Raw genomic sequence first — 13,122 nt, forward strand, 5'->3', positions numbered from 1 at the left:
GGAGTCCGGTCAGACGGTTTCCGCAGCTTGTTCCCGTTGTGCATTTTTGGGCATGACCACCGATGACTCCTTAGCCGCTGTCCATGCGCTGCACATCTCTGGGGGCAAAGAGCTTTTGCGGTTCATCAAATCATGTTGGGCAAATAACTCGGCAATCCAGTCCACAAAGACGCGTACCTTGTTGCTGAGGTGCCGGTTTGGCGGATAGACGATGTAGATCGGTTTGGCTTCGGTGCACCAGCCGGTGAACAAGGGCTCCAGAACACCGCTGCTGATGTGCTGCTGCACCATGAATGTCGAGGTAAACAGGACGCCCAGACCCGACAGACCCGCCACGACAGCCGCGCTGGAGTCATTCACCGCGAGTTGGTGTTGCCCGCCAACCTCAACCAGCTCGCCATCTTTTTGCATCTTGAGAGAAAACAGTTTGCCTGTCAGCGGCGACATATAGCCAATCATTTGATGTTCGTTTTTGAGTTCGTCCGGGTGTTGCGGCACACCATGGCGCTTAAGGTAGGCCGGTGAAGCACACGCCATGATGTAGAACTCCCCAATCCGCCGAGCCACCAACGATTGGTCGGTGATGGCGCCAGCGCGGACCACGCAGTCCACGTTCTCCGCCAGGAGATCGACCGGTCGGTCGCTGACGCCCAGATGCAACTGGATGTCTGGATAACGCGCGTAAAAGTCCGGCAGCGACGGAATGATGACGGCCAGGCCCAGGGACGATGGAATATCTACCTTCAATTTGCCACGCGGGCTGGCTTTGGCACGTGACATGCTGGCCTCAAGCTCATGCACCTCGTCCAGCAATCGGCAGGCTTGCTCGTAGTAGGACGCGCCATCAACGGTCACGGTGACTTTGCGGGTTGTCCGATTGAGCAACTTGGTTTCCAGCTCTTTTTCCAGATCCTGGATCAGGCGGGTGACCGTGGCTTTGGGCAGGTGCATCGAATCGGCGGCTTTGGTAAAGGTACCTGCCTCCACGACACGTACAAAAGCCTGCATGGCAGAGAACTTATCCATGGAAATCCTGTTGGGTTGAGGACTCACCTCAAACGGTTGAACGGTCAGGCCGCTACCAAGGTGGGTTGATTGTTTCTTTTGTGAAACAAAGTATAAGTAAATGGGCTATTTATTGTTTTGCCTGGTGACTTTACATTCTGCCGCATCGCAACAAATGGGTGCCGCCTGACGGCTCAACCTGATGCAAAGCCTTCACACCACCGCTCCAGAGATGTCTGCCGACCAGCTGCAAGAGGTGGATACACAGATCAACATTTTGCTGAATCGACCCTTGGCTGTGCGCATCTACCGCCTGCGCAAGGCTATGGTCGCCGCTGGGCCAACACCCTTGGTGATCCATTTTCATGGAGGTGCTTTTGTGGCCGGTTCACTCGATACCGGCTCCTGCATTGCGCGCCTGTTGGCCCAGGCCGGGGCGGTTGTTGTGTCGATCGACTATCCGCTGGCACCTGCCCAGCCTTTTCCTCAGGCGGTCGAGGCCGGATATGCGGCGCTGTTGTGGGCCTGGAAAACCCGCCACAAGCTGGTGGGTAAGGATGCGTTGTTTTTTGTCGCGGGTGAAGAAGCCGGGGGCAACTTGGCTGCCGCCGTCGCCCTGATGGCGCGCGACCAGCAGCATCCCGCATTGGCCGGGCAAATTTTGCTGTCTCCCATGTTGGACCCCTGCATGGCCACCGCGTCCTTGCGCCGTGCAGATGCCGGCCAAGTTGGCTGCCCTTGGGCCGATGGCTGGCATCAGTACCTATCGCGCCTGGACCAGGCCTGCCATCCCTATGCGGCACCGGGTACCGCTTTGCGCCTGTCTGCGCTACCACCGACTTTGTTACTGACTGCGCAAGATGACCCCTTGCGTGACGAATCGCTGGCCTATGCCAAACGCCTGCGTGGCGCCGGGCGCCTGGTGCATGCCGCTGTGTTGCCTGGCCCAACCGGTTGGCCGGGCAGCTGTTTGCAGCCCACCAGACATGAAGCGAGTTGGGCGTCTGCCGTGCAGCAACAGTTTGGCGATTTTTTCCAGAGTTTTTCAGGTCGTGTGGCGGAGGAATCCTCATACAAGCCCGTTTGTTCGCTCCCTGTTTCAGTTTCTTAATTTCACTTTTCGAGGATATTTACCATGCCAAACCTTCTACTCACTACTTCCCGACACCGTCTGCTGGCCGTTGCTTTGGCCGTTCTGGCCGTGGTGGGCGTTGCTGCCACCGTGCTGGGTGTCTCCAGCTCCCAAGCCCAACCCGGCACACCGGCCCAGGCGCCGGCAACACCGGTTTCTGTGGCCACCGTCGTGCAAAGCGAGGTGGCCGCCTGGGACGAGTTTTCAGGCCGACTCGAGGCCGTGGAGCGGGTTGACATCCGCTCGCAAGTGGCTGGAACACTCCAGGCCGTGCACTTCCGTGAAGGTGCGCTGGTCAAAAAGGGGGAGTTGCTGCTGAGCATTGACCCGGCGCCGTATGCCGCCGACGTGCAGCGTGCCGAGGCTCAGGTGATGGCCGCCCAGGCCCGGGTTGCACAAGCCAGGGGTGAGCAGGAACGTTCACAGCGTCTCTGGAGTGAACAGGCGATCTCCAAACGTGAACTTGATGAACGTGTCAACGGCCAGCGTGAAGCCGATGCCAATTTGCGTGCGGCCCAGGCGGCCTTGCAGACAGCCCAACTTAGCTTGGGTTACACGCAGCTTCGGGCACCCGTGGCGGGGCGCGTCGGCAAGCTGGAAGTGACGGTGGGCAATCTGGTTGCTGCCGGCCCTGGTGCGCAGGTGTTGACCACTCTGGTATCGGTCAGCCCGATTTATGCGAGTTTTGACGCCGACGAGCAGGTGGTCGCCAAAGCATTAAAAGACGTTGGAGTGAAGGGTGTGCGCAAGCTCGACCGGATCCCCGTGCAAATGGGCACGGCGGCCAGCACCGACACACCTTTTGAAGGTCGTCTGCAACTGGTGGACAACCAGGTGGATCCCAAAAGCGGCACGATCCGCGCCCGGGCCGTGTTCGATAACCCGGACGGCCAGCTGATGCCCGGCCAGTTTGCACGCATTCGCATGGGCCAGTCCACACAGGGGGTGGCGTTGTTGATCAATGAACGTGCAGTGGGCACCGATCAGAACAAAAAATTCGTGCTGGTGGTCGGCGCCGACAACAAGGCGATCTACCGCGAGATCAGCTTGGGCGCCTCCGTCAATGGTCTGCGCATCGTCAAACAGGGGCTGGAGGCCAATGAGCGCATTGTTGTCAACGGCCTGCAGCGTATTCGTCCGGGCTCGCTGGTTGCGCCACAGCTCGTGGAAATGAGTGCCAAGGCTGAGCTGAGCAAGCCCGTGTTGGTGGCAGCGAAGTCATGAACGGACATCTAAACCTGAGCCCGCCATTTGCCCGAACAAGAAACACCCCATGAATCTTTCCAAATTTTTTATCGACCGCCCTATTTTTGCTGGCGTGTTGTCCTTGCTGATCTTGCTTGCCGGTCTGGTCGCGTTGCGTGGCCTGCCTATCTCGGAGTATCCCGCGGTAGCACCGCCAACGGTGGTGGTGCGCGCCCAGTACCCGGGTGCCAACCCGAAGGTGATTGCAGAGACCGTGGCTACACCGCTGGAGGAGTCCATCAACGGAGTGGAGGACATGCTCTACATGAACAGCCAGGCCACCACCGACGGGGTGATGACGCTGTCTGTCACCTTCAAGTTGGGAACCGACCCCGACAAAGCGCAGCAGATGGTGCAAAACCGCGTCGCGCAGGCCGAGCCGCGTTTGCCCGAAGAGGTGCGGCGTCTGGGGGTGAGCACGGTCAAGAGTTCGCCCAATATCACGATGGTGGTGCACCTGGTGTCGCCCAATGACCGCTACGACATCACCTACCTGCGCAATTACGCTGTGCTCAATATCAAGGACAGGTTGGCGCGTATTCAAGGTGTGGGTCAAGTGCAGGTGTTTGGCGGTGGCGATTACGCCATGCGCGTCTGGCTGGACCCCCAGAAAGTCGCACAACGTGGTCTCTCTGCCAGTGACGTGGTGGCCGCCATCCGTGGCCAGAACATCCAGGCGGCGGCTGGTGTTGTGGGTGCCTCACCCGGTTTGGAGGGTGTGGACATGCAACTGTCAATCAACGCCCAGGGTCGTTTGCAAAATGAAGAAGAGTTTGGCGACATCATTGTCAAGACGGGTGCGGACGGCGCCGTCACGCGGTTGCGCGACATTGCACGCCTGGAGCTGGGGGCTGCTGACTACGCGCTGCGTTCTCTGCTGAACAACAAGCAGGCCGTGGGTATGGGCGTGTTCCAGGCGCCGGGTTCCAACTCGCTGGACATCTCCGCAGAAGTCCGCCAAACGATGGAAGAGCTTGGCAAAAACATGCCAGAAGGTGTGGAGTACCGTATTGCGTATGACCCGACACAGTTTGTGCGTGCATCGATCACCTCGGTGATCCACACCTTGCTCGAAGCGATTGCGCTGGTGGTGCTGGTGGTGATTTTGTTTTTGCAAACCTGGCGCGCATCCATCATTCCGCTGCTGGCGGTGCCGGTGTCGGTGGTTGGCACGTTTGCGGTATTGCATCTTCTGGGTTTTTCCATCAACGCGCTCAGTCTGTTCGGGCTGGTGCTGGCCATTGGTATTGTGGTGGATGACGCCATCGTGGTGGTTGAAAACGTGGAGCGCAATATCGAAAGCGGCTTGACCCCGCGCGAGGCCACCTACCGTGCCATGCGCGAGGTGTCGGGCCCCATCATTGCAATCGCCTTGGTGCTGGTGGCGGTGTTTGTGCCGCTGGCATTTATCAGTGGCTTGACCGGTCAGTTCTATCGCCAGTTTGCGGTGACGATTGCGATCTCGACCGTGATCTCGGCGATCAACTCGCTGACCTTGTCGCCCGCGCTTGCAGCCTTGTTGCTCAAGGGAACCGATGCACCCAAAGATGCGCTGGCGCGTGGCATCGACAAAGTGTTCGGCCGCTTCTTTGCTAGCTTCAACCGTCTGTTCAAGCGCGGTGCAGAGGGCTACAGCACGGGGGTGACGGGCGCGATTTCGCGCAAGGGCATGATGCTGGTGATGTACATGGTGCTGGTTGGCGCAACGGTTGGCATCTTCAAGCTGGTGCCCGGCGGTTTTGTGCCCGCACAGGACAAGCAGTACTTGATTGGGTTTGCGCAGCTGCCGGACGGTGCGACGCTGGACCGCACCGAAGACGTGATCCAACGCATGGGTGAACTCATGAAGCAGAACCCGAACGTGGAAGACGCCATTGCCTTCCCGGGCCTGTCGATCAACGGGTTTACCAACAGCTCCAACTCAGGCATTGTGTTTGCCACGCTCAAGCCCTTTGCCGAACGCAGCCGCCAAGACCAGAGCGGTGGTGCGGTTGCGGGGCAACTCAACCAGGCCTTTGGCAGCATCCAGGATGCCTTCATTGTGATGTTCCCGCCACCACCGGTGGAGGGCCTGGGGACAACAGGCGGCTTCAAGCTGCAGCTGGAGGACCGAGCCTCACTCGGTTACGACGCGATGGATACGGCGGTCAAGGCTTTTATGGCCAAGGTCTCGCAAGCACCCGAGCTGGCTGGCAGCTTCACCAGCTGGCAGGTCAATGTGCCGCAGTTGTATGCAGACATTGACCGCACCAAGGCGCGTCAGCTGAATGTGCCGGTGACGGACATTTTCGACACCATGCAGATCTACCTCGGCAGCCTGTATGCCAACGACTTCAACAAGTTTGGCCGCACCTACAGTGTGCGTGTGCAGGCCGACGCGGCCTACCGGGCGCGGGCTGAAGATGTGGGCCTGCTCAAGGTCCGCTCGACCACCGGTGAGATGGTGCCGCTGTCGGCGCTGATGAAGGTGCAATCCAGTTTTGGCCCTGAGCGTGCCATGCGCTACAACGGTTATCTCTCTGCCGACGTGAGCGGTGGCCCGGCGCCGGGTTATTCGTCGGGCCAGGCCCAGGCAGCGGTGGAGCGTATCGCGGCCGAGACCTTGCCCCCAGGCATCGGCTTTGAGTGGACGGAGCTGACCTACCAGGAGATCCTGGCGGGTGACTCTTCCGTGCTGGTGTTTCCGCTGGCCATTTTGCTGGTGTTCCTGGTGCTGGCGGCGCAGTATGAAAGCCTGACCTTGCCTATTGCAATCATTCTGATTGTGCCGATGAGCTTGTTGGCCGCGATGACCGGCGTGTGGCTGTCGGGCGGTGAGAACAACGTGTTTACCCAGATCGGGCTCATGGTGCTGGTTGGGCTGTCTGCCAAAAACGCCATTCTGATTGTGGAGTTTGCCCGCGAGCTTGAGTTTGCCGACCGGACACCGGTGCAGGCCGCCATTGAAGCCAGCCGCCTGCGCTTGCGCCCCATTCTGATGACCTCCATGGCCTTTGTGATGGGTGTGTTGCCGCTGGTGCTGTCCACCGGGGCGGGGGCAGAAATGCGCTCGGCCATGGGGGTGGCGGTGTTCTTCGGGATGATTGGTGTGACAGCGTTTGGCCTGTTTCTCACACCTGTTTTTTACGTGGTTCTGCGCCGTCTCGCGGGCAACCGACCGCTCAAATTACATGGCGAAGTGCCCCATCTGGACGGTTTTGCAGGCAGCCATGCCGCTGGCGGGCCAGCCGGTCATGCCCAGCCCGCAGCAGCCATCGGATACCACGAATAACAAGACATGACACCCAAGGAGTTCCTCATGAACCAGTTCCTCTTAAAGCGACATCTTGCACTGCTGCCGCTGCTTGCCGCACTGGTGCTGGCTGGCTGTGCCACTGGCACGGTGATCCCGCCATCCAGCCTGCCAACCGCGCCCGCCGCGTTCAAGGAAAACGGCGGCACGGTCACCTCAACCCACACGCCAGCCACCACGGTGAGCGCGCCAGGACAGACGCAAGGCCTGTGGTGGCAGGTCTTTGCCGATCCGCTGCTTGATCAGCTGGTTGAGCAAGCCAACCGCAACAACAACAGCATTCAAGTCGCGGCCGCCAGACTGGCCCAGGCACGCGCTTTGGCAGGTCTGACGGATGCCAACCGCGCGCTCCAGGTGGGGCTTAGCACCGGTGTGGCACGCCAGAACAACAACACAACGGCCAACACCCCGCAGACGCTGGTCAGCACCGGCCTCAACCTGTCTTACGAGGTGGACCTGTTTGGCAAGCTCTCGGCAGCATCCGATGCCGCCTCGCTGGACGCCACCTCGCGCGATGCACTCTTGCGCAGCACACAACTGCTGGTCCAAGCCGAAGTCACCCAGACCTATCTGAGCCTGCGTGCTACGGACAGCGAGCGGACCTTGGTGCGCGATACCTTGCAGGCCTACCGCAACACCTTGCAGCTCACCGAAGTGCGTTACAGGGAAGGGGATGTGGCAGAGCTGGATGTGGCGCGAGTGCGGTCCGAAGTGGCATCCACAGAATCCGACGTGCTGGCGTTGGACCAGCGCCGTGCCCAACTGGAGCACGCCCTGGCCGTTCTGGTCGGTGAGCTTGCCTCCAACTTCTCTGTACCGCCCACCCAATGGGCGACGGCCTTGCCCGCCATACCGGCGGGTGTGCCAAGTACCGTGTTGACACGCAGGCCCGATATCTCTGCAGCCCAAAGCAGCATGCAGGCCGCCCAAGCACGCGTTGGTGTGGCCAAAGCCGCCTGGTTCCCGAGCTTTTCATTAACGGCCAATGGCGGCTATGCCGCGCCCGAGATCAAGGACTTGTTCTCGCTGTCTACCCGGGCCTGGGGTGTGGGCGCATTGCTCTCGCTGCCTGTGTTTGACGGCGGCAAGCGTGAGGCGGGTCTGTCAAGCGCCAATGCCGAACTCGACATGGCACTGGCCAGCTACCGTGAGCAGGTGCTGGTCGCGTTCCGGGAGGTGGAAGACCAGCTGTCTTCATTGCGGCTGCTGGCCGAACAGTCTGAGGCGCAGTCGCGCTCGGTGGCATCCAGCAGCCGCGCCACCCAGCTGTCGGGCGCTCGCTATCGCAATGGTTTTGTCAGTCAACTTGAACTGCTGGACGCGCAGCGCAGCGAACTGCGCAACCGCCGCCAGGCACTTCAAGTGCGTGCCGCGCAATACCAGGCCACGGTGGGGCTGATCCGCGCATTGGGAGGGGGCTGGGTTTGACGAAAACGGTTGGGTGCTGTGATGGCTCTGTCGCAAGGGGCTGTCCACCTACACCGGTTCTCAGGACGGAATGGGCGAGCGGCAACCTCGCCGCTCGCCTGGCGCCACGCGAATCAAGGCCTTGAATCACTCTACTAAACATAGCTATATGCCCTTTTGGGATAAGGGCTAGAGGCTGTTTTGGCATATAAAAGACGGCGGGTTGTCGAAACCGCTGCCGTGCCAGAAGTTCATCCGCGTAAGGTGTGAATTCCGCATGCACGCCAGGTGCGTTCGTGGCAGGCGGCGGTCAACAGGCCAAGCCTCGTCACCCTTCAGTCATCAGCCCCAGCGCATCCTGACAGGGCTCCAGCTCCGTGCCTCTTACCGGCGTTGCTTTCGCCAAGGCCATCCACACCGAAAACGGCAGCTGGCTCACCATGCGCTTGGGCGCCATACGCAGCACCTCCAGCTGGCTGTTCTGCAGCACCATCACCCCACACTCCAGCGGAATTTCGTTGGCCTTGGCAATCGGGTAACCACTGCGGTCACAGCCCAGCACATACCAGCACTGGCCACCCACATCCAGATAAGCCGACCGTTTGTCGAGGCGTTTGATGTCGCCCAGCAAATCAGCGCGGCTGACCTTGATCTCGTGCACGATGGGCTCCAGGTATTCCTGGCGTGAGCTGTTGCGGATTGAGAAGACATCGGGCTGGCACAGCTTCCAGCGTGATTGCTCTTCAGACTCCCCCGGCACCTTGGCGCGCAGGCTCAACCCGGTCCAGACCAAGCGACCATCACGCAGCATGGCCTGCACCACCTTGTCCACTAGTGCCTCGTGTGCCGAGCGGGCCTGGCGGTTGCCCTGGGTGGCCTGGGCCAGGTGGGTGATGCCCGCATCGGTGAGTGCAACCAGGGGGTGCCCTGCGTCGCTGTTGGTGCGCCTGAGCAGCCCGGCTGCCAGCAGTTCAACTTCCACCACATCTTGATACGGCCAACCCGCCGAGCGGTACACCTCCCGCAGGCGTTGGGCGTGAACCCGTTTCAGGGGGATCGGCAGGTCTGCAACTGTTGCCGGGGTGGGGCTGTTTGATAGGGCCGCTGCCTGGGTGCCGATTTCGGCTTTTGGCTTGGCTTTGACTCTGGTTTTGCTGGAAGGTTTGACGGGTGTGTCAGCGGCCGTGCTGGCCTGCGGGCCGCTTTCCTTGGCCGTCTCTGCCCCTGGGGCCTGGCTCAAAGCGGTGTTCGGGTTGGGGGTGGATGATGCGGGGCGCATACAAATACTGTTAATGTGTACAGTATAAAAGAAAGCCCGCTGTGTTGACCAGCCTGCTGCCTATGTTTTAAGCAGTCCCCGCCAGATCAAGCGGGGCGCGGCTTTGGCGACTTGTTCAAGCCTTTATCCACAGCTTTGGGCCCAGTCTGCGGGGACAACTTGTCAGAACAGAGGTTCAGCTGCGGAGCCTGGATGTTTACGGCGCGTCGTCCGGCTCAGCATCGGTCACCAGATACTGCTTCACCAGGTCAAAAAAGCGGTCGTAAAAAGCGTCTGAAACAACGGTCTCACTGCCGACCTTGACCATCGACTCACTGCTTGAGCTAAACGGCAGCGAGACGGAGCCAATGGCACTCACGCCCACACTGGCCGAGTTATTGCTTTTCTTGAGCGCATAACGGTCTTGCAAAGCGGTGACGAACCCAAGGCTGACTTTCCCGTCTTTGCTGTCGGGTACACACACCACCCGGATTTCCAGCTGCAAGTGTGATTCGCCATCGGGTTGGAAACTTTTCTGTCCCGTGACCAGGTCGTCACGGGTGATGTTGGTGATGTAGCCCTGGCTCAGCAAGGCCCTTCTGGCGGCTTCACAGGTCTGCGCCGGGGTGCTGTCAAACAGCCGTGAGTAGGTCGAGGTGGAGCCGAACTTTTCCTGCAGCGGGAACTTCTTCAAGGATGTGCCACACGCGGTCAGCATACTTGACAAGCTCACCAGGCCCACCAGCCAGAGCGTGGCACGGCGTCGTATCCATGACAATTTCAAAGCCAATCTCTCCTATATCCTTGAGGCATCAAAACAGGTTACCACAGCACCTATTGTGGCTGTCCTCCGGTGACGGAATCACGCTGGCCGCTGCCAACCCGATGTTCAGGAGGCGCAGAACTGTGTTGAAGACGCGTGCATCATTTAGCCAGTTTTGCCAACAGCTGTGGCACCTCAAAAACGGCCCGATTTTGCATCTGGCGGACGTTGTTTTGCCATCTGGGCAGATCTCGCACCATCTCATACACGGCCGAGCGCACACCGCGAAAACTGTTTAACACCAGCCCCAGCCCGTTGTGGCGAACCCACTGGGTATTCCACCGCTCTTGAGGCATGGTCCAGGCATTGCAGGTGATCACAACGGGCAGCCCCATATGCACCGCCTCACTGAGGCTGCCCGGCCCAGGTTTGCCAATGAAGAAGTCCGCCAGACGCATCCAGTACGCCATGTCATCGGTGAACTCGACCACCACATGGGGGGCCTGGGTGGTCATGGCGCGCAAGGATTGGGCCAGCGCTGTATTTTTGCCGCAGACCAGAATCAGCGGTGTGTCCACCAGACGGGTCGCGATGGTCTTCATCACTTCCGAACCATAACCGCCAAACATCACCAGCCCCACAGCCTGTTTGCCAAAAAAACCATGCTTGAACCGCTCGATCCAGCGGTCTGTGGCAGAAGGTTCGTAAAACCGGGGTGACAGGATCATGCCGGAGCTTTGATGAACACGCTGGGCTGCACAGCCTGCCGACATCGCCTGTTGGGCCGCATAAGCTGTGCCGCACACCAGCTGCTGGGGCTGGTCCGGCTCGACCCAGAATGCCGGTGGATGGTCTGCCATGTCGGTGAGCACGGTCACGTAAGGCGTGCTGGGCACGGCCAATTTCAAGCTTTCACACAAGGCACGATTGAAGTTGGGTATCACTGACACGACCATGTCGGGCCGGGCATCGCGCCAATAAGCACACATCCGCTTGACCATCGCCTGGTGCCCCAGTCTGATCAACATCTGCAGCAATTTGAGCTCCAGCGACATGCCCAGGGTCATGCCGTGCGCCAGTTGTTTGTTGTAGATGTCTTCCGGCTGGAACCCCAGTGTTTTGGCAAACAGGCTGCAGGGGTCAAGGATGTCGAACAAGTGCACCAGCCGCACCTGCCAGCCTTGGCCGTGCATGACCTGCTGCAAGGCTGTTGCGGCGGCGCGGTGCCCACCCCCGGCATTGAAGTAGATGATGTCGACGCGGGTTTTGGCTGACCCGGGGTGGGCCGTATCAAGGTCAGAGGCGGTCAGCAATGGCTTGTTACCGATCACGGCGCCGACCCGGGGCGACGCCTTGCAGTTGGCCTAAGCTCATCTTTGCCATGTTTGCGGATGTTGTGCTGCCTCTGGCCAGTCCGCGTAGGCGATTTCTGTCGAGGTGATGAACCCCATGGTCAAGTGGTTGCTGAAAGCCCCGAGCCAGCTGAGACACAACATCACAAAGTCGGATCGATCACACATGGGGAGTCTCGGTGCACAACAAGGCGATCAGTGTGCCTCTTGTCTGTGAAGCTTGTGTGACAGCTTCCGGTGGGCGGAGCCAGCCCGGCACCCGTGTTCGCCCCAAGCTGGCAGAATCGCCCGTCCTGACTTTTCCGCTCATCCTGGTGCCCGTCCATCAGGATGGGCTGGTTTCCTTTTACCCACCTTGTTTTCCCCATGACTTCTTCCCCCCAAGGCACACTTGGCATTGACTTCGGCACCTCCAACTCGGCCATCGCCTGGGCCGACCCGCTGGGTGAGGCCCGCCACCTCTGCCTGGAGGGGCAAGCCACCGCCATGCCGACCGCCGTGTTCTACAACTCAGAAGACCTGAGCACCCACTTTGGTCGTGACGCGGTGGCGCAGTACCTGGGTGGTACACCCGGGCGGTTGATGCGTTCGCTCAAAAGCCTACTGGGCAGCCCTTTGCTGCAGGAGACCACGGTGATTAACCACCGGCAGGTCAGTTTTCAGGACATCATCGCCACCTTTCTGGCCACCTTGCGCGAGCGCGCCACCCAGTCGTTGGGTGCGTCTCCCCAGCGTGTGGTGATGGGCCGCCCGGTGCATTTTGTCGACGATGACCCGGTGCGAGATGCCCAGGCCGAGGCCTCACTGCGGCAGGCTGCCCAATCCGTCGGCTTTGATGAGGTGACGTTCCAGCTGGAGCCGATTGCTGCTGCGCTGGACTACGAGCGTCGCCTGCAGCGTGAGTCGGTGGTGCTGGTTGTGGACATTGGCGGCGGCACCTCCGACTTCACCGTGGTGCGGCTGGGGCCACAACGCAAAACGCGGCCGGATCGGACCAGCGACATCCTGGCCACCACCGGTGTACACATTGGGGGTACCGACTATGACCAGAAACTGAGTCTGGAGCAGCTGATGCCGATGCTGGGTTACCGTCATCTGGGGCCGCAGCAGCGCGAGGTGCCGAGCCGCATCTTTTTTGATCTGTCCACCTGGCATCTGATCAACTGGCTGTACCAGTCGCGCGCGCTGAGCCAGGCGCGTGAGTTGCGCAGCAACTATGCCGACCCACATTTACACCAGCGCCTGATGAAGGTGCTCAACCACCGGTTCGGCCACCAGATGGCGCATGAGCTGGAGCTGGCCAAAATCCGCTGCTCAGACCTCAACGACATCACGCAGGTCGATCTGTCGTTTGTGGAGCCTGGTTTTGAAGTGCAGATGGCGCCCGAGGACATGCGTGAGCATCTGGCCACCTTGCTGAGCCGGGTGGTGGCCTGTGCACGAGACTGTGTGGCGCGTGCCGGTATCACCGACGCTGCGCTGGACGCGATTTACCTGACCGGTGGCTCGTCGGCCCTGCGGCCTTTTCAGGCGGCGTTGCGGGCCGAGTTTCCCGGTGTGCCCCTGGTCGAGGGGGATCTGTTTGGTGGGGTGGCGGCCGGTCTGGCCTATTCCCAGGGCCGGACCTGAGAGGGCAGGGGGCACATCACGCGCTGGTTCGTGTGATGG

At 60.4% G+C, this 13,122-nt stretch carries 9 protein-coding genes; 5 read left to right on the forward strand and 4 right to left on the reverse strand.

Features of this window, described 5'->3' with window-relative positions; genetic code table 11:
- Nucleotides 1-9: 9 nt before the first annotated feature.
- Nucleotides 10-1,026, reverse strand: coding sequence for a LysR family transcriptional regulator (locus tag FDG13_RS14815; protein ID WP_180129170.1), 1,017 nt, complete (start codon nt 1,024-1,026; stop codon nt 10-12).
- A 181-nt stretch (nt 1,027-1,207) separates the two neighbouring features.
- On the opposite strand from FDG13_RS14815, the gene FDG13_RS14820 reads away from it, so the two are divergent.
- From FDG13_RS14820 to FDG13_RS14835, 4 genes are read left to right on the forward strand one after another with little or no spacing between them, the layout of a single operon-like run.
- Nucleotides 1,208-2,116, forward strand: coding sequence for an alpha/beta hydrolase (locus FDG13_RS14820; protein ID WP_180129171.1), 909 nt, complete (start codon nt 1,208-1,210; stop codon nt 2,114-2,116).
- 24 nt (nt 2,117-2,140) lie between these two features.
- A complete protein-coding gene (locus FDG13_RS14825) occupies nt 2,141-3,361 on the forward strand; it encodes an efflux RND transporter periplasmic adaptor subunit (protein ID WP_180129172.1) in 1,221 nt (406 codons plus the stop codon).
- Nucleotides 3,362-3,410: 49 nt separating this feature from the next.
- The gene (locus FDG13_RS14830) at nt 3,411-6,653 is read left to right on the forward strand and encodes an efflux RND transporter permease subunit (RefSeq protein ID WP_180129173.1); all 3,243 of its coding nucleotides are present in this window, start codon (nt 3,411-3,413) and stop codon (nt 6,651-6,653) included.
- A gap of 27 nt (nt 6,654-6,680) precedes the next feature.
- On the forward strand, nt 6,681-8,102 hold the full coding sequence (locus FDG13_RS14835) for an efflux transporter outer membrane subunit (protein WP_180129174.1): 1,422 nt from the start codon (nt 6,681-6,683) through the stop codon (nt 8,100-8,102).
- 307 nt (nt 8,103-8,409) lie between these two features.
- Here FDG13_RS14835 and FDG13_RS14840 read toward each other — a convergent pair whose 3' ends face one another.
- The 3 genes from FDG13_RS14840 to FDG13_RS14850 form a co-directional block, all read right to left on the reverse strand.
- The gene (locus tag FDG13_RS14840) at nt 8,410-9,360 is read right to left on the reverse strand and encodes a hypothetical protein (RefSeq protein WP_255435266.1); all 951 of its coding nucleotides are present in this window, start codon (nt 9,358-9,360) and stop codon (nt 8,410-8,412) included.
- Nucleotides 9,361-9,556: 196 nt separating this feature from the next.
- The gene (locus FDG13_RS14845; protein ID WP_180129509.1) at nt 9,557-10,057 is read right to left on the reverse strand and encodes a DUF2242 domain-containing protein; all 501 of its coding nucleotides are present in this window, start codon (nt 10,055-10,057) and stop codon (nt 9,557-9,559) included.
- Between the two features lie 206 nt (nt 10,058-10,263).
- A complete protein-coding gene (locus FDG13_RS14850; RefSeq protein WP_255435267.1) occupies nt 10,264-11,415 on the reverse strand; it encodes a glycosyltransferase in 1,152 nt (383 codons plus the stop codon).
- 405 nt (nt 11,416-11,820) lie between these two features.
- Here FDG13_RS14850 and FDG13_RS14855 point away from each other — a divergent pair, with 405 nt between their 5' ends.
- Complete coding sequence (locus tag FDG13_RS14855; RefSeq protein WP_180129175.1) at nt 11,821-13,083, forward strand: Hsp70 family protein; 1,263 nt, start codon at nt 11,821-11,823, stop codon at nt 13,081-13,083.
- Nucleotides 13,084-13,122: the final 39 nt, after the last annotated feature.

It is taken from the genome of Rhodoferax sp. BLA1 (assembly GCF_013416775.1).
Lineage (GTDB): Bacteria > Pseudomonadota > Gammaproteobacteria > Burkholderiales > Burkholderiaceae_C > Rhodoferax.